The following is a 17,299-nucleotide window of genomic DNA, read 5'->3' as shown; positions in this document are numbered from 1 at the left end:
GCTTATTCTTTGACATTGTAATCTGATATTACAAGTAGCGTGGACGGAAGATATATATAATTAATTACCCCAAGGGGTAATAATAGCAGTAATGATAATAGTAATTACACCATTAGAAAACGGTGTGAAAATAGAATGAATTATGCGCGTTGCTTTATACATTTTTAACTGCTAAACGTCTCAAATGTATTACTTTTACATAAATAAAAAAATCAATTATAATTTTTTGCAGATAATTTAGAGATGAGATGAATTTGTTTATTTAAATCCATTTAATTTAGATAAAACTGAAAAAATGATAATGTAAAACAGCAAAAATCACCCGATGAAAATATTTTCGAGAGCGCAGGTTTACGAAGGCGATAAGATTACCATTGCAAAAGAAGGAATTACCTCGGCCGATTTAATGGAACGTGCCGGAATTAGTCTTTTTAACTGGATAGATGCACGCATAAAAAGGGCACCGGTTCTTTTTCATATTTTTTGTGGTATTGGGAATAATGGAGGCGATGGCCTGGTTTTGGGGCGGCATCTCATTAATCACGGATATAATGTTAAACTTTATATTGTAAATTTTAGCGATAATCGTTCTAAGGATTTCCTTATCAATTACGAACGTTTTAAGCAGACTACTAAAGATTGGCCTGTAACCTTGAATAGCGAATCTGATTTTCCTGATGTTGATACCAATGATATTATAATTGATGCCATTTTCGGAGTGGGACTTAACCGACCGATTCAGGATTGGGTTGTTAATTTATTTCAGGCTTTAAAGGCATCAGAAGCATTAACCATTGCTGTTGATATGCCTTCAGGCCTGTATACCGATAGAATTCCTCAAAATGAAAGCGAAGTCGTGACTGCTAATTTAATTTTGACATTTCAAAGTCCAAAACTGGTGTTTTTTCTACCAGATACTTCTAAATATATAGAACAATGGGAGATTCTGGATATTGGTATCGATTCTGAATTTTTGGCTAATACGGTTGTCGTGTCTGAATTAATAGGTAAATACGAAGTGCTGCCGCTGTATAAACTGCGAGAGAAATTTTCGCATAAAGGAACGTTTGGGCATAGTTTAATTGTCGGAGGTAGTTATGGTAAAATAGGAGCGGTCCATCTGGCGGCTAAAGCGGCATTAAAAATTGGAAGTGGTCTGGTAACTGCCTATGTTCCAAAATGTGGATATATACCGCTGCAAACTGCAGTTCCAGAACTTATGGTAATTACAGATTCTGAAGATGACATATTATCAAAAATAGAATTTGATTTGAATATACAGGCTATTGGCTTAGGTATTGGAATGGGGACTTCGGAAACCACAACTAAAGCTTTAGTAGACTTTTTAAAGATAAATATGATTCCCTTGGTCATTGATGCAGATGGTTTAAATATTTTGTCTAAAAGGCAGGATGTGTTAGAATTTATAAAACCAGATACTGTGTTAACACCACATCCTAAAGAATTAAAGCGATTAATAGGTGCGTGGCAGGATGACTTCGATAAAATTGAAAAAGCCAAATTGTTTTCATCGAAGTATAAAGTTGTATTGATTATAAAAGGCGCGAATACTTTAATTGTTTGCGATAGTAAAGTGTATGTGAATTCAACAGGGAATCCTGGCTTGGCAACCGCAGGTACTGGAGATGTGCTAACCGGGGTTATAACCGGGTTCCGTGCGCAGGGGTATTCCGCTTTAGATGCGGCTCTTTTAGGCGTGTATTTACACGGGAAATCCGCAGATATTGCTGTGGAGCATTTAAGTTATCAGGGCTTAATTGCCAGCGATGTAATTTCGAATTTAGGAAATGCATTTTTAGATTTGTTTATGCAGCCAGAACTGCCTTTGCCACCTGTAGATCTGGAAGACGCTTCTGATTCAGGAACATAAAAAAAGCTAACATTTCTGTTAGCTTTTTTCTATACATGTTTTTAAGTTTAATTTAAACTTCCAATCATATCTTCAGGCTTAACCCATTCGTCATAATCTTCGGCAGTAACGTAACCAAGATTAATAGCTTCTTCTTTTAAAGTAGTACCGTTGTTATGTGCTGTATTTGCAATTTCAGCGGCTTTGTAATACCCAATTTTAGTATTTAAAGCTGTTACGAGCATTAATGAATTGTTTAATAATTCGTTAATTACCTTATGGTTTGGTTCAATACCAACTGCACAGTTAACATCGAAACTTACACAGGCATCTCCTAATAATTCAGCGGACTGAAGTACGTTTACGGCCATAATTGGTTTAAATACGTTTAACTCATAGTGACCTTGAGTACCGGCAACACTTACAGCTACATCATTACCAATTACTTGTGCGCTAACCATGGTTAATGCTTCACACTGTGTAGGGTTTACTTTTCCTGGCATGATAGAACTTCCCGGTTCGTTGGCAGGAATTATAATTTCTCCAATACCACTACGCGGTCCTGAAGCCATCATTCTAATGTCGTTTGCAATTTTATTTAAAGAAACTGCTAATTGTTTTAAAGCGCCATGAGTTTCAACTAAGGCGTCGTGAGCTGCTAAAGCTTCAAATTTATTTGCTGCGGTAATAAAAGGTAATCCTGTAAATTTAGCGATGTATTCAGCAACGCGTTTAGAGTAGCCTTTAGGTGTGTTTAATCCTGTTCCAACAGCTGTTCCACCAAGAGCTAATTCACTTAAATGTGGTAATGTGTTTTCTAATGCTTTTAAACCATGATCTAACTGAGAAACGTAACCTGAAAATTCCTGACCTAAAGTTAAAGGAGTGGCATCCATTAAGTGTGTACGCCCTATTTTAACTACTTTTTTAAAGTCTTCCGATTTCTTTTTTAAAGTATCTCTAAGTTGTTTTACACCAGGAATAGTAGTTTCTACAATTTTTTTGTAGGCTGCAATATGCATTCCTGTAGGGAAAGTGTCGTTAGACGACTGCGATTTGTTAACGTCGTCGTTCGGTTGAATGGTTTTTTCTCCTTGACCAATAGTCTTACCTGCCAGCTGGTGAGCTCTGTTCGCAATAACCTCGTTAACATTCATGTTACTTTGTGTACCAGAACCTGTTTGCCATACCACTAGAGGAAACTGGTCGTCGTGTTTTCCTTCAAGAATTTCGTCACAAACCTGAGCTATTAAATCGCGTTTTTCGATAGGAAGTACGCCCAGTTCGCAATTGGTAAATGCTGCTGCTTTCTTTAAATAGGCAAAGCCATAAATAATTTCTAATGGCATTGATGCAGGAGCACCTATTTTAAAATTGTTTCGAGAACGTTCAGTTTGTGCACCCCATAATTTATCTGCAGGTACTTTTACCTCACCCATGGTGTCTTTTTCTATCCTATAATCCATTTTTATTAAATTTTTAAGCATAGCAAATTTAATGATTTTGATTCTTAATTTTCAGGGCTTTTGTTGTTATTTTTTATAAAAATTTAAGATAAACTTATGATTAGGAAATTGATGTTGATTACGAAAACGATTAACTTAGAAGCTAATAAATTAAGTGTTAGAAATTTAATAAAAAGCAGGATTATGGCAACAATAAGGCTAGGAGATGAGGCTCCGAATTTTACAGCACAATCGACAGAAGGAACTATTAATTTTCACGACTGGCTGGGCAATAGTTGGGGTGTATTATTTTCGCATCCGGCAGATTATACTCCCGTATGTACTACAGAGCTGGGGACAGTAGCGAAATATAAGGCAGAATTTGATAAGCGAAATGTAAAAGTGGTGGCTTTAAGTGTTGATGGGCTGGATTCGCATGCCGGTTGGGTAAAAGATATTAACGAAACCCAGAATACAACAGTAAATTTTCCAATTATAGCAGATGAAGATCATAAGGTTTCGGAGTTGTATGACATGATTCACCCAAATGCAGACAGTAGTTCTACAGTACGATCTGTTTTTGTTATCGATCCCGATAAGAAAGTAAAATTAATAATTACCTATCCGGCTTCTACCGGACGAAATTTTGATGAACTTTTACGTGTTATCGATTCGTTGCAGTTAACTGCTTATCATAAAGTGGCTACGCCTGCCAACTGGCAAAATGGGGAAGATTGTGTTGTAGTGCCTAGCATAGCTACCGAGGATATTCCTGCCATTTTCACTAAAGGCTTTAAAGAAATTAAACCGTATTTACGCATGACCCCTCAACCTAATTTAAATTAATGATTTTTTCAATAAATTAAACTGTTAATATTGTTTTAAAACATCATTTCATTTATATTTGCGGAGATTTAAATTTATAGATAACACCAATTATGTTCGAATTTGACCAATATTTAGGCTTTTTAGCGTTTTTAACTATTTTAACCATAGGGTTTTGGTTAATGATTTTTTTAGTAACATTTGTAGTGCCTTATTGGATTGGCGGTTCAATTATTGAACTTATTAAAGAGAAAAATGAAGAGAAGAAGGCTAAAAGAGAAGCACTTTAGTCTTATTTAAAATATGATATAAAAAAAGGAAGTTAAATTTTAACTTCCTTTTTTTATGCTTTAAATATAATGAAGGTCTATTTAAACATATCCATTCCCGGAATGTCTGGCATGCCTTCTTTAGCAACTGCAGCCAGTTCGGCTTCGTTAACCTGTGTTGCTTTTGCTATTGCTTTGTTTAAGGTTAGGATTAAATAATCTTCCAGTTGTTCTTTATCTTCAAGAATGGAATCATCAATCGTAATCGCCTTAATTTCTCTATTGGCTGTCAAGGTAACTTTTAATTTCCCATCGTTACTTTGTTCGTCAATTAAAACCGAATTTAATCGTTTTTTAGTATCTTCTACTTTTTGCTGGGTTTCTTTTAATTTACCCATCATACCCATAAGATCTCCAAACATGTTTTTTAATATTTTAAATTTCAATACAAAATTATTTAATTTTTATATTTTTGGACGTTAAATAAAGAATAAATTCAAAGCATTTGAAAAAAGATATTCAGGCTCCAATAGCAAAGAAAATCCCCAAAACTTTAGAAGCTCATAATGATGTCAGAACAGATAATTATTTCTGGCTTAACGATAGGGAAAATCCAGAAGTTATTGATTATTTAAATGCAGAAAACGCGTATACTAAATCAAAAATGGCGCACACGGAACAATTTCAGAAAGATTTGTTCCATGAGATGAAATCCAGAATTAAAGAGGATGATGAATCTGTGCCTTATAAATTAAACGGATATTGGTATATAACACGTTATGAAACAGGCAAGGATTACCCTATTTACACTCGAAAAAAGGGTAGTTTAGAGGCGGAAGAAGAAGTCCTTTTCGATTGTAACGATATGGCTAAAGGGTTTGCTTACTTTAAACTGGGAGGAATTGCAATCAGTTCAGATAATACTTTAGCAGCTTTTTCGGTTGACACTGTAAGCCGAAGACAGTATACGTTACAGGTAAAGAACCTGGTTACAGGCGAGGTGTACCCAGATAAAATTGAAAATACAACTGGTAGTGCGACCTGGGCAAATGATAATAAAACTATTTTTTATTCCCGAAAGGACGAAGTTACGCTTCGATCTCATAAAATTTTTAAACACAAACTACACGCTAATATCAAAGATGAAGAAGTGTTTCATGAAACTGATGAAACCTTTAATACCTATGTCTATAAAACCAAGTCTAATAAATATGTAGTTATAGGTTCTGCAAGTACGCTTACTACGGAATATCGTTTTGTAAATGCAGATACTCCCGATGAAAACTTTAAGGTATTTCAGGAGCGTATTCGGGAATTAGATTATGCAATAGCGCATTACGACGATAGTTTTTATGTAATAACGAATGCAGACGGCGCAACAAACTTTAAGGTTGTTAAAACGGATGAAATTAACACCGATAAATCGTATTGGGAAGAAGTTTTACCCCACAGGCCGCATGTTTTAATAGAAGATATTGAGATATTTAAAGATTATCTGGTGGTAAGCGAGCGCGAAAATGGTTTAAACCAGATTCGTATTATTAGCTGGGACGGACAAGAAGATTATTATTTGCCTTTCGACAGTGAAACTTACACAGCAAACACAGGAAATAATCCTGATTTTGATAGTGAATTTTTGCGTTATAGTTATAATTCCTTGACTACACCAAGTTCGGTTATCGATTATAATTTTAAAACCAGAGAAAAGGAAGTTAAGAAAGAACAGGAAGTTCTAGGAGGGGAGTTTCAAAAAGAAAATTATAGTTCAAAACGGGTTTGGGCGACTTCCAGAGACGGTGTTAAAATTCCAATTTCAATGGTTTACAGAAAGGATATCGAATTAAATGGCGAAAATCCTTTACTTTTGTATGCTTATGGATCTTACGGTTCAACTATAGACCCTTATTTTTCATCCATTAGATTGAGTCTTCTGGATCGCGGTTTTATCTATGCCATAGCTCATATACGAGGAGGGGAATATTTAGGGCGAGACTGGTACGAGAATGGAAAACTGCTCACCAAAATGAATACGTTTTACGATTTTATTGATTGTTCCAAGTATTTAATTTCCGAGCATTATACATCAAATAAGCATTTGTATGCTTACGGCGGTTCAGCAGGAGGTTTGTTAATGGGGGCAATAATTAATTTGAATCCTGAATTGTATAACGGTATTGTATCTGCTGTTCCGTTTGTGGATGTAGTAACTACTATGTTGGATGATACTATTCCCTTAACGACGGGTGAATATGATGAATGGGGGAATCCGAATGAAGAAGTGTATTATAATTACATGAAATCGTATTCACCTTACGATAATGTCGAAGCCAAGGCATATCCCAATATGTTAGTGACCACAGGCCTACACGATTCTCAGGTGCAGTATTGGGAACCGGCTAAATGGGTCGCAAAATTAAGAGAATTAAAAACTGATGATAATTTACTTTTATTCCATATAGATATGGATGCCGGCCATGGCGGTGCTTCAGGGCGATTTGAAAGCTTAAAAGAGGTGGCTTTAGAATATGCTTTTCTGTTGGATTTAGAAGGAATTACCCATAAGTAAAAAAAAATGCTTATTTTTGTCAGGTTTTAGTTATTTTACTAATCTAAAGTAGCTTTTAAATAGCATATATGGAACACAAAAATCAGGTTTTTGATAACGTACTAGATTTAGTGGGAAATACTCCCTTAATTAAGCTAAATAAAATTACTTCTCAGTGTAGTGGCGAATTTTACGCCAAAGTCGAAGCCTTTAACCCTGGCCATTCTTCTAAAGACAGAATTGCACTTTATATTATAGAACAAGCCGAAAAACAAGGTATAATTAAACCAGGCGATACCATTATTGAAACAACTTCGGGGAATACCGGATTTAGTTTAGCGATGGTAAGTATCATTAAAGGATACGAATGTATTTTAGCCGTAAGTTCTAAATCTTCAGCAGATAAAATAGATATGTTGAGGACTATGGGAGCTAAAGTTTATGTTTGTCCGGCAAATGTAAGTGCAGACGATCCAAGATCGTATTACGAAGTTGCAAAGCGTTTACATGACGAGATTAAAGGCTCTGTTTATATCAATCAGTATTTTAATCAATTAAATATTGATGCGCATTATAACTCTACAGGTCCAGAAATATGGAATCAGACAGAAGGAAAACTTACGCATCTTGTAGCATGTAGTGGTACAGGTGGAACAATTTCTGGCACAGCGAAGTATTTAAAAGAGAAAAATCCAGATATCAAAATTATAGGTGTAGATGCTTTTGGTTCGGTGTTGAAAAAATACCACGAAACTAAAGAGTTCGACGAAAAGGAAATCTATCCTTACCGCATTGAAGGTTTAGGTAAAAACCTGATTCCTTCGGCTACAGATTTTGATGTTATAGATGAATTTGTAAAAGTTACAGACGAGGCTAGTGCCCATACAGCCAGAGAAATAGCCAAAACCGAGGGAATGTTTGTAGGATATACTTCCGGTGCAGCAATGCAGGCTATTAAACAATTGGAAGCAGAGGGTAAATTCTCTGAAAACGACTTGGTGGTAGTTATCTTCCCAGACCACGGGTCGCGTTATATGAGTAAAGTTTATAGCGATAAGTGGATGAACGAACAAGGATTCTTTGACAGTGTAAATGTAGAAGCTGCTCAAAATATCCAATTCATAAAATAAAACATATCAAAGCACACTAATTATTATTTTATTATAATTCAGTGTGCTTTGTTATTAAGTTTGTTGATAATGCATGCGAATATATTATGTTAGAAATGCATAAATAGTTAATTTTGCTGCATAATAAAGATTAATAGCTTACATGAAAGATTTATTTGATAAAATATATAAGGATAAAGGTCCTTTAGGAAAATGGGCGTCTCAGGCAGAGGGATATTTCGTGTTTCCTAAAATTGAAGGGCAAATATCTAATAGAATGAAATTCCAGGGGAAAGATGTAATTACCTGGAGTATTAATGATTATTTAGGATTAGCAAATCACCCGGAAGTAAGGAAGACAGATGCAGAAGCTGGAGCACAATACGGTTCGGCTTATCCTATGGGAGCGAGAATGATGTCTGGACACACAGATCTTCATGAAAAGTTACAAAACGAATTAGCTTCTTTTGTAAGTAAGGAAGCGGCTTACTTATTAAACTTTGGTTATCAGGGAATGGTATCGACTATTGATGCTTTGGTAGCTAAAGACGATATTATTGTGTACGATGTTGATGCGCATGCCTGTATTATAGATGGTGTTCGGTTACATATGGGGAAACGTTTTACCTATAAACACAACGACATTGACAGTTTAGAAAAAAACCTTGAACGTGCTACTAAAATGGCTGAACAAACCGGAGGAGGGATTTTAGTGATTTCTGAAGGTGTATTCGGAATGCGTGGAGAGCAAGGCCGTTTAAAAGAAATAGTTTCCTTAAAAGAGAAATATAACTTTAGGTTTTTAGTTGATGATGCTCACGGTTTTGGTACTTTAGGTAAAACAGGTGCCGGAGCAGGCGAAGAGCAAGGTGTGCAGGATGGTATTGATGTGTATTTTGCCACTTTTGCAAAATCTTTAGCCAGTACAGGTGCGTTTATTGCCGGAGATCAAGAAATTATAGATTATTTAAAATATAATTTAAGATCTCAAATGTTTGCTAAATCGTTACAAATGCAATTAGTAGTTGGTGCTTTAAAGCGTTTAGAAATGCTTAAAACCATGCCGGAACTTAAAAATAAGCTTTGGGAAAATACTAATGCTTTACAATCAGGTTTAAAAGCACGCGGGTTTGATATTGGAACCACTCAGAGTTGTGTAACCCCTGTATATTTGAAAGGAAGTATTCCTGAGGCTATGGCTCTAGTTAAGGATTTACGCGAAAATCATGGTATTTTCTGTTCTATCGTCGTGTATCCTGTAATTCCAAAAGGATTGATCTTATTGCGTTTAATTCCTACAGCAACACATACTCTGGAAGATGTTAATGAAACACTTGACGCTTTCGATGCGATTCGTACAAGATTGGAAAATGGAACTTATAAACGTTTATCAGCTTCTGTAGCCGCAGCTATGGAATAAAGCTTGTAACATATTATATATAAAAAAACCGAAACATTTAATGTTTCGGTTTTTTTTATACCCTCTAGAAATTAATAAAGGGCTTTTTTATACGTTTTTCTGCGCTTGTAAGTTTTAGAGTTTACGTGCTTCCAAATTTGAACGGAGGCTAAATTATTCTCCAGTTCTGGCGTTCGAATACAGTTTTTTACATTGTATCGTTTTAGTGTTTCATAGAATTCATTAAAAATAATGGCTGTAACACCTTTATTGTGATATTCCGGCGCTACACCTATTAGATAGAAAGAAACAGTTTCACAGTCTTTCTTAGCTTTTAATAAATGCATAAATCCAAAGGGAAATAACTTCCCTTTTGCCTTTTGTAAGGCTTCAGCAAAAGAAGGCATTACAACAGCAAAAGCCACCATATTGTTATTCTGATCGACTACAAATTTTATAAATTCTGGGTTTATAAAAGAGATAAACTTCTTTTTGAAATACGCTTTTTGTAAATCAGTAATTTCAACAAAAGTAGATAAATCGGCATAACTCTTATTAAACAAATCAAACATCTGATCGACATAAGGCATGAGGTCTTCAGATTTTTTGAAGTTTAACGGTTTTAGTTTATAGCGTTCTTTAATTAAATTCTGAATACGTAAAAAGAAATCGGGATTTACATTTTTAAAAGGGAATTTATTTTCCTGATATTCCTTTTCTATAGTAAATCCTAATTGCTCTAAGTGAGTTACGTAGTACGGGTAATTGTACCATGTTACCATAGAACCAATATGGTCGTAACCTTCAGTAAGTACACCAACTTTATCAAGGTTAGAAAAGCCCATAGGACCTTCCATGTATTCAAGTTTATTGGCTTTGCCTATGTCGTTTACCTGATTTAGAAGGGCCTTGGTAACTTCTATATCATCAATTGTGTCAAACCAACCGAAACGAATTTTATTAACTCCTTTATTTAAATCCAGTTTGTTTACTATTGCCGCAATTCTCCCTACAATTTTATTGTCTTTGTAGGCTAGAAACAACTGAGCGTCGGCGTCTTGAAATATGGGGTTTTTGGTTTTATCAAAGGCTTCCATTTCCTCGCTGATGATAGGAGGTACCCAATACGGAGACCCTTTATATAAGGCAAAAGGAAATTTAATAAATGCTTTTAATTCTTTTTTTGAGTGAACTTCTTTAATTGTAATCATTTATGAAAACAAATTTATGTATTAATCTTAATCCGGAATGATAAAATCTGAGCTTCCGTTAGTACTTTTTTCACGGTTTATACGACGTTCTTCTTCTTCTTGAGCTGAAGTTCCATTGTCATCCGGTTCTTTATCTTTATGAAAATCGAGACGGTAAGATGCTCCTAAATTTAAACTAAATACCGATGGCGTATCCTTAACATTAAAAGTAACAGCTGTGTCTATTTGAAAGTTTTTGTTTAACAGGTAGGCGCCTCCAAGACGAAATAAATCATCGGAATAAAAGCTACCATCAATAGCCTGATACTCTCCAAAAGCAACCCATTTTTCGTTAAAACCGTGGGTTAAAGTAAAGATATATTGTTTTTCAAAATCGGACGACCCTATTCGATTCCCCATTAAGTTCATTACAAATACCCAGCCATTGGTAAAATTGTGTTGCGTTATTAAAGCAACTTTCGCACTAACACCATCAAGTCCAGGTGCTGTGTATGGATTGTCTTTTGTGTCGTAATTTACACCAGCAAACACCGAAACAGCTGGAATTAATCTACTCCATTTAAATTTTCTGTTGGCTTTCCAACTGTAAATATTAGGTTTTTCTTCTTCCGCATTTTTATAAGGATCGTATACCAGATATTTAGCTCCAAGCGTTAAGGCTTTGAAATTTGATCGTGTATAGTCTGCCGAAATTGCCGAACGATTATCTGTAAATTTATCTCTTTGAAACGTTCCGTTTAAGACAAGTTCCAACGGTTCCCACAACAAGCCGTATCGGGCTGTAAAGTCTATTCCCATACCTTTTACATCGTATTCCAGAGGCGTGTGTTTTTCTTTGGTGTAATACGGACCAGCTTCAAACTGAATAACATTAGGGCCAACAGCAAAAGCACTTTGCGAAACCCCAGGTCGGTTGGAGTTTATAACTTCGGTATACTGTGAGAAAGCTAATAGCGGGAGGGAACAAATTAATACAGTTAAATAGGTTTTCATAGGTTTTCTAATTTGTGGTCTTAGCCTCCAAAGATATAGATTTTATATTTTTTTTATCAATTTACAATTCATTTTAAAACATAAGAGTTGTATTTTTGCTGAAAAGAATAGTTATGCTTCAATACGCTTCGGCGACAGGACTTCTAAGAACAATTTTAATACTTTTACTCATCTGGTATGGTGGGAAAATTTTGTTACGCTTGTTTGCACCTGCAATAATGAAATTTTTTGTAAAAAAAGCTGAGGAAAAGTTTGGAGGTCAGTTTAATGCAAATCAACAAGGAAATTATCAATCCAAAGATCGCGAAGGGGAAGTGATAATTGATAAAATGCCAAAGCAGGAAACTTCAAATAAAAATGTGGGTGAATATGTAGATTACGAAGAAATTGATTAATTTTCGCATTCTAAGTTTAACACATATTCATGGCATTTACATATAAACGCTTCTTACCGCACGTTTTAGTTTTTATTGGTTTTATATTTATTTCCCTAGCTTATTTTAGTCCGGTTTTAAAAGGTAAAGAGATTTTCCAGAGTGATATTATGCACTATATTGGAATGTCTAAGCAACAAAAGGATTTTAAGACTAAAACCGGAGAAGAAACGTATTGGACGAATAGTGCTTTTGGTGGTATGCCAACCTATCAGCTAGGAGCAAAATATCCTCATAATTACATAAAAAAACTTGATTTAGCTTTACGCTTTTTACCAAGACCAGCCGATTACCTATTTCTGTATTTAATAGGGTTTTATATAGTACTGCTTACCCTTAAGGTAGATTTTAAGCTTGCTGCTCTGGGAGCTTTAGCTTTTGGGTTTTCCACTTACCTTATTATAATACTAGGAGTGGGGCATAATAGCAAGGCTCACGCTATAGCCTATATGCCATTAGTTTTAAGTGGTATTATCCTTACTTTTCAGCGAAAATATATAGGAGGATTTCTTTTAACTGCTGTAGCCATGGGACTGGAACTGGTGGCCAATCATTTTCAAATGACCTATTATTTGCTGTTGTTGGTTCTTGTTTTAGGAGTCGCTTATTTTATCGATTTTTACAATAAAAAGGAACTACCGCATTTTTTCAAATCGGTAGGCATACTTGTAGTCGCAGTAATAATAGCTATTGGTTTAAATGCCACAAATATTATGGCTACTCAAGAGTATGTTAAGGAAAGTACCAGAGGACAGAGTGCTTTAACTATAACTGAAGATGGTTCTCCAAAAGAAGTGACTACCGGTCTGGATAAAGATTATATTACCGAATATAGTTATGGTATCGGGGAATCACTTAATTTATTTATACCTAGATTATATGGTGGCGGAAGCCATGAGGACGTAGGGAAAGATTCAGAATATTACCAGTTTAATTTAAAACGAGGAGCTACACCATTACAGGCTATGGAAATAGCCAAGCAGACACCAACGTATTGGGGAAATCAGCCAATTGTTGAAGCGCCTGCTTATGTTGGAGCGGTTATTCTGTTTTTGTTTGTATTGGGGTTATTTTTGGTTGAGGGCCGTTTAAAATGGTGGCTTGTTGGAGGTACAGTACTATCTTTATTGTTGTCTTTTGGAAAGAACTTAAGTTTTCTTACGGACTTCTTTATCGATTATGTGCCTATGTATAATAAGTTTAGAGCTGTAAGTTCTATTCAGGTTATTCTGGAGTTATGTATTCCTGTTTTAGGTGTTTTAGGACTGGTTGAAATGTTTAAACCATCAAACGCTAATGAAAAGAAATTAATGGCTTTAAAATACAGTGTGGGAATTTCAGCTGGACTGGCTTTAATATTGTTAATATTTAAAGGTGTATTTTTTGATTTTGTAGGCGGGAACGATGGGTATTATCGTCAGAATTACGGTCAGGATTTTATTGATGCTATTCGAGCAGACCGCGTAAGCATGATGGTTAGTGATACAATTAGAACACTTATTTTAGTAGTATTATCTGCAGGAGTTATTTTTGTTCACTTAAAGCAGAAGCTTTCACAAACCTGGACAACTGTTGTGCTGGCTGGTTTAATAGTGTTTGATTTGGTTGGTGTAGACAGAAGATACGTTAACAACGATGATTTTAAGTCGGCATTACAGATTAATAAACCGTTCCAGGCTAATGCAGCCGATTTAGAAATTTTAAAGGATACAACGTATTTTAGAGTGTTTGATGTAACTTCGGGAGCAGCAAGAGCATCTTATTTTCATAACTCTTTAAATGGATATCATGCAGCTAAATTAGGTAGGTATAATGAGGTATTTAATTTTTACATTTCGAAAAACAATATAAATGTGCTTAATATGCTTAATACGAAGTATGTTATAGCACAGAACGAACAGGGACAGGTTTTTCCTTATGAGAATACCGATGCTAATGGAAATGCCTGGTTTGTGGAACAGGTAAAGCATGTTGATTCTGCCAACGAAGAAATTCTGGAATTAGATAGCTTAGATAATAAGCGAATAGCTGTTAGTACTTCGGAAAGTATAAAGTTTAAAATTAATGCCGTGGATTCTCTGGCTTCGATTAAGGTGTTAAGTTATAGTCCAAATTATATTAAATACCAGTCAGATAACCCGAATAATGGTTTTGCTGTGTTTTCTGAAATCTACTATGCCGAAGGATGGAATGCCTATATAGATAATGTTTCGGTACCTCACGAACGTGTAGATTATATTTTAAGAGGTTTAGATGTACCTAAAGGCAAACATGTAATAGAATTTAAGTTTGAGCCTGAGGTTGTAGAGAAGGGTAGTAAGATTGCTTTAGCCAGTTCGGCAATTCTGGGTTTATGTTTACTATTAGGGTTATTTTTTACATTTAAAAGAAATATCAACACTAAAGACGTTTAATTTTTAGTGCTGTAAAACCAGAGTTGATTTATGGATAAGACGGTACTTATAGTTAGCTATTACTGGCCGCCGGCAGGTGGTCCGGGAGTACAGCGTTGGCTTAAGTTTGTAAAGTATTTACCGGAATTTAACGTTAAACCTATAGTATATATTCCGGATAATCCTAATTACCCTATTATAGACGAAAGTTTAAGTCAGGAGCAATTAAAAGAGGTTACAATTTTAAAACAGCCAATTAAAGAACCATATAAATTAGCTGCCTTATTTTCCAAAAGTAAATCCAAGACTATTAGTAAAGGTATTATTTCGGAAAACACACAGCAAAGTGTTATTGAGAAGCTGATGTTGTTTGTTAGAGGAAACTTTTTTATTCCGGATGCCAGAATATCCTGGGTAAAACCATCTGTAAAGTATTTAAAAGCGTATTTGGTAAAACACCCGGTTGATGCAATAATAACTACAGGACCACCTCACAGTTTACACTTAATAGGTTTACAATTAAAATCGAGTTTGAATATTAAATGGTTAGCAGATTTTAGAGATCCGTGGACTACCATAGGATACCACAAAGCCTTAAAGTTAACAGAAGAATCAAAAAGGAAACACAAGAGCCTTGAAAATAAGGTGTTAAATAGTGCTGATGATATTCTGGTGACAAGTCAGGTTACCAAAAAAGAATTCGAATCTATTACAACGCGACCTATCCATGTAATAACGAATGGTTACGATACAGAACAATCAGGGACGATAATCAGAGACGAACAATTTACATTGTCACATATCGGATCTTTATTGTCTAAGCGGAATCCGAAAATGCTGTGGCGGGTATTACAGGATTTAATAAACAGTCATGATGATTTTGCTTCCGATTTTAAATTACACATTGTGGGAAGTGTAAGTCAGGAGGTTGTAAATACGCTGGAAAAATTTAATTTGTTGGCGTATTATAAAAACTTTGGCTATGTAAGCCATAAAGAAGCTATTGTATTTCAAAAGCAGTCTCAACTATTATTGCTTATCGAAATAGATTCTCCAGATACCCAATGTATTATTCCGGGTAAACTGTTTGAGTATATGGTATCTAACCGACCAATTCTGGCCTTAGGACCAGAGGGATCTGATGTTGAACGTATTATTAAGGAAACCAATACAGGGAATTATTTTTATTATAATGACTATGATGCCTTAAAGGACCAAATTTATACACATTATAAAGCGTTTAAGGGGGGGAGATTAGAATCGTTCCCGATTGGCTTACAGCAATACAGCAGGAAATCTTTAACAGCCACCTTAGCAAAATTAGTATAATGGGAGTTGTACTAAACCAATCTATAAAAAATACACTGGTAACCTATTTTGGTTTCGGACTTGGCGCTATAAATACGTTGTTTTTGTTCACCACTTTGTTAAGCGATGAATATTTTGGATTGATAACTTTTATTTTATCCACAGCAAATATTCTAATGCCTGTTATGGCTTTTGGCGTTAATAATACTATTATTAAGTTTTATACGACGTTTAAAACACGGCAATCGCAAAATAGTTTTTTAACCTTGATTTTATTTCTTCCTTTAGCAATAATTATCCCCATAGGTATTGTTGGTGTTTTAGGGTTCGAAGTAATTAGCAACTGGATTTCCCGGGATAATGCACTGGTTAAGAATTATGTTTGGTTAATTTATGTGTCGGCCATTGCATTTGCTTATTTCGAAGTGTTTTATGCCTGGGCCAAAGTACAGTTGCAAACGGTATTTGGAAACTTTATGAAAGAGGTTTTTCACCGTTTGGGAACCATGATATTATTGTTATGTCTATATCTAAACTTACTTTCGGCAGATCAGCTTATTATATGGATAGTAGGCGTGTATGTTTTGCGTACATTTTTAATGATGTTATATGCTTTTAGTATTAAACGACCGGTCATTAAATTTTATAAAATAGAGAATATTGCTAGTATTTTAAAATATAGTGCATTAATAATTATAGCGGGCTCAGTAGCTAATATAATTCTGGAGATCGATAAATTTATGATAGGGCATTATAATGTATTGGAAAATGTGGCCTATTATGGTGTTGCAATTTATATTGCAACGGTAATCGGGGTTCCGGCGCGTTCCATGCATCAGATAACAAACCCGCTAACAGCAAAATATTTGAATGAAAACAATAAGGCAGAGCTTAAAACGCTGTATCAGAAATCCTCACTGAATCTATTTATTATAGGTGGTTTTATTTATTTGTTGATTATTTTAAATATAAATCAACTTTATAACTTAATACCAGAGCAATTTAGTAATGGCCTGCTTGTCGTTTTTTTAATAGGCATTGCTAAACTGTTTGATAATCTGTTAGGAAATAATAATGCGATTCTTTTTAACAGTGATTATTATCGTATGGTGCTGTTACAAGGTGCTTTTTTAGCAGTAATTTCGGTATTGTTAAATATGTGGTTTATTCCTGAATATGGTATTAATGGAGCCGCTTATGCTACTTTTATTTCGGTTCTATTATACAATAGTTTTAAGATAGGGTATGTGTATTTAAAATTTAAAATGCAGCCATTTACAAAAGAAACATTAAAGGTTTTTGTTCTTATTTTTACTATGAGCCTTGTGTTTTACTTTTGGGATTTTTCCTTTTATCCTATCGTAAATATTGCCCTAAAAGGAATTTTAGTAGCTTTATTTTATGGTTCTATCGTGTATCGTTTTAATCTTTCCGCTGATATAACGGGGCTTATAAATAAAATGTGGAAAAACGTGTTTTAAGGAAAATCCTGCGAATC

At 34.9% G+C, this 17,299-nt stretch carries 14 protein-coding genes; 10 read left to right on the top strand and 4 right to left on the bottom strand.

Annotated features, from left to right (window positions below; translation table 11 throughout):
- Positions 1–325 precede the first annotated feature (325 nt).
- Positions 326–1,891: an NAD(P)H-hydrate dehydratase gene (locus I3217_RS02790; RefSeq protein ID WP_435048204.1), complete on the top strand. Its 1,566-nt coding sequence runs from the start codon at positions 326–328 to the stop codon at positions 1,889–1,891.
- Positions 1,892–1,938: 47 nt separating this feature from the next.
- On the opposite strand, the gene fumC is transcribed toward I3217_RS02790, so the two are convergent.
- Positions 1,939–3,336, bottom strand: a complete 1,398-nt coding sequence (gene fumC / locus I3217_RS02785) for a class II fumarate hydratase (RefSeq protein WP_435048556.1) — start codon at positions 3,334–3,336, stop codon at positions 1,939–1,941.
- A gap of 183 nt (positions 3,337–3,519) precedes the next feature.
- On the opposite strand from fumC, the gene I3217_RS02780 reads away from it, so the two are divergent.
- Positions 3,520–4,161, top strand: a complete 642-nt coding sequence (locus I3217_RS02780) for a peroxiredoxin (protein WP_435048203.1) — start codon at positions 3,520–3,522, stop codon at positions 4,159–4,161.
- Positions 4,162–4,253: 92 nt separating this feature from the next.
- Positions 4,254–4,430: a hypothetical protein gene (locus I3217_RS02775; protein ID WP_435048202.1), complete on the top strand. Its 177-nt coding sequence runs from the start codon at positions 4,254–4,256 to the stop codon at positions 4,428–4,430.
- Between the two features lie 77 nt (positions 4,431–4,507).
- Here I3217_RS02775 and I3217_RS02770 read toward each other — a convergent pair whose 3' ends face one another.
- Positions 4,508–4,831 (bottom strand): YbaB/EbfC family nucleoid-associated protein, encoded by a 324-nt coding sequence (locus I3217_RS02770; protein WP_435048555.1) that lies wholly within the window; start codon positions 4,829–4,831, stop codon positions 4,508–4,510.
- Positions 4,832–4,914: 83 nt separating this feature from the next.
- Between I3217_RS02770 and I3217_RS02765 the strand changes: the two genes are divergently transcribed.
- The 3 genes from I3217_RS02765 to I3217_RS02755 all read left to right on the top strand — a co-directional run bounded on the left by I3217_RS02765 (position 4,915) and on the right by I3217_RS02755 (position 9,483).
- Entirely contained in the window at positions 4,915–6,975 is a 2,061-nt protein-coding gene (locus I3217_RS02765; RefSeq protein WP_435048201.1) for a S9 family peptidase, read from the top strand.
- 68 nt (positions 6,976–7,043) lie between these two features.
- Positions 7,044–8,084, top strand: coding sequence for a PLP-dependent cysteine synthase family protein (locus I3217_RS02760; protein WP_435048200.1), 1,041 nt, complete (start codon positions 7,044–7,046; stop codon positions 8,082–8,084).
- A 142-nt stretch (positions 8,085–8,226) separates the two neighbouring features.
- Entirely contained in the window at positions 8,227–9,483 is a 1,257-nt protein-coding gene (locus tag I3217_RS02755; protein ID WP_435048199.1) for an aminotransferase class I/II-fold pyridoxal phosphate-dependent enzyme, read from the top strand.
- Positions 9,484–9,554: 71 nt separating this feature from the next.
- On the opposite strand, the gene I3217_RS02750 is transcribed toward I3217_RS02755, so the two are convergent.
- On the bottom strand, positions 9,555–10,673 hold the full coding sequence (locus I3217_RS02750; protein WP_435048198.1) for a GTP cyclohydrolase: 1,119 nt from the start codon (positions 10,671–10,673) through the stop codon (positions 9,555–9,557).
- 27 nt (positions 10,674–10,700) lie between these two features.
- Entirely contained in the window at positions 10,701–11,666 is a 966-nt protein-coding gene (locus I3217_RS02745; protein ID WP_435048197.1) for a transporter, read from the bottom strand.
- A 113-nt stretch (positions 11,667–11,779) separates the two neighbouring features.
- On the opposite strand from I3217_RS02745, the gene I3217_RS02740 reads away from it, so the two are divergent.
- Genes I3217_RS02740 through I3217_RS02725 form a run of 4 tightly spaced genes read left to right on the top strand, consistent with a single transcriptional unit; the run spans position 11,780 to position 17,282 of the window.
- The gene (locus tag I3217_RS02740) at positions 11,780–12,061 is read left to right on the top strand and encodes a DUF4834 family protein (RefSeq protein ID WP_435048196.1); all 282 of its coding nucleotides are present in this window, start codon (positions 11,780–11,782) and stop codon (positions 12,059–12,061) included.
- 29 nt (positions 12,062–12,090) lie between these two features.
- Positions 12,091–14,514 carry a YfhO family protein gene (locus tag I3217_RS02735; RefSeq protein WP_435048195.1) on the top strand — a complete coding sequence of 808 codons (2,424 nt, stop codon included), beginning with the start codon at positions 12,091–12,093 and terminating at the stop codon, positions 14,512–14,514.
- A gap of 30 nt (positions 14,515–14,544) precedes the next feature.
- A complete protein-coding gene (locus I3217_RS02730; RefSeq protein ID WP_435048194.1) occupies positions 14,545–15,822 on the top strand; it encodes a glycosyltransferase in 1,278 nt (425 codons plus the stop codon).
- Positions 15,822–17,282 (top strand): lipopolysaccharide biosynthesis protein, encoded by a 1,461-nt coding sequence (locus I3217_RS02725; RefSeq protein ID WP_435048193.1) that lies wholly within the window; start codon positions 15,822–15,824, stop codon positions 17,280–17,282. Before I3217_RS02730 ends, I3217_RS02725 begins: the two co-directional genes overlap by 1 nt.
- The last annotated feature ends 17 nt before the right edge of the window (positions 17,283–17,299 follow it).

The sequence above is a fragment of the Formosa sp. S-31 genome (assembly GCF_051172795.1).
Lineage (GTDB): Bacteria > Bacteroidota > Bacteroidia > Flavobacteriales > Flavobacteriaceae > Formosa.
This window is presented reverse-complemented; position numbering and strand designations above follow the sequence as displayed.

What these genes read in the sequence shown, in the direction of transcription:
- I3217_RS02790 (WP_435048204.1), top strand. Translation starts at nt 326, where the DNA reads ATGAAAATATTTTCGAGAGCGCAGGTTTACGAAGGCGATAAGATTACC.
- fumC (WP_435048556.1), bottom strand. Translation starts at nt 3,336, where the DNA reads ATGGATTATAGGATAGAAAAAGACACCATGGGTGAGGTAAAAGTACCT.
- I3217_RS02780 (WP_435048203.1), top strand. Translation starts at nt 3,520, where the DNA reads ATGGCAACAATAAGGCTAGGAGATGAGGCTCCGAATTTTACAGCACAA.
- I3217_RS02775 (WP_435048202.1), top strand. Translation starts at nt 4,254, where the DNA reads ATGTTCGAATTTGACCAATATTTAGGCTTTTTAGCGTTTTTAACTATT.
- I3217_RS02770 (WP_435048555.1), bottom strand. Translation starts at nt 4,831, where the DNA reads ATGTTTGGAGATCTTATGGGTATGATGGGTAAATTAAAAGAAACCCAG.
- I3217_RS02760 (WP_435048200.1), top strand. Translation starts at nt 7,044, where the DNA reads ATGGAACACAAAAATCAGGTTTTTGATAACGTACTAGATTTAGTGGGA.
- I3217_RS02755 (WP_435048199.1), top strand. Translation starts at nt 8,227, where the DNA reads ATGAAAGATTTATTTGATAAAATATATAAGGATAAAGGTCCTTTAGGA.
- I3217_RS02750 (WP_435048198.1), bottom strand. Translation starts at nt 10,673, where the DNA reads ATGATTACAATTAAAGAAGTTCACTCAAAAAAAGAATTAAAAGCATTT.
- I3217_RS02745 (WP_435048197.1), bottom strand. Translation starts at nt 11,666, where the DNA reads ATGAAAACCTATTTAACTGTATTAATTTGTTCCCTCCCGCTATTAGCT.
- I3217_RS02740 (WP_435048196.1), top strand. Translation starts at nt 11,780, where the DNA reads ATGCTTCAATACGCTTCGGCGACAGGACTTCTAAGAACAATTTTAATA.
- I3217_RS02735 (WP_435048195.1), top strand. Translation starts at nt 12,091, where the DNA reads ATGGCATTTACATATAAACGCTTCTTACCGCACGTTTTAGTTTTTATT.
- I3217_RS02730 (WP_435048194.1), top strand. Translation starts at nt 14,545, where the DNA reads ATGGATAAGACGGTACTTATAGTTAGCTATTACTGGCCGCCGGCAGGT.
- I3217_RS02725 (WP_435048193.1), top strand. Translation starts at nt 15,822, where the DNA reads ATGGGAGTTGTACTAAACCAATCTATAAAAAATACACTGGTAACCTAT.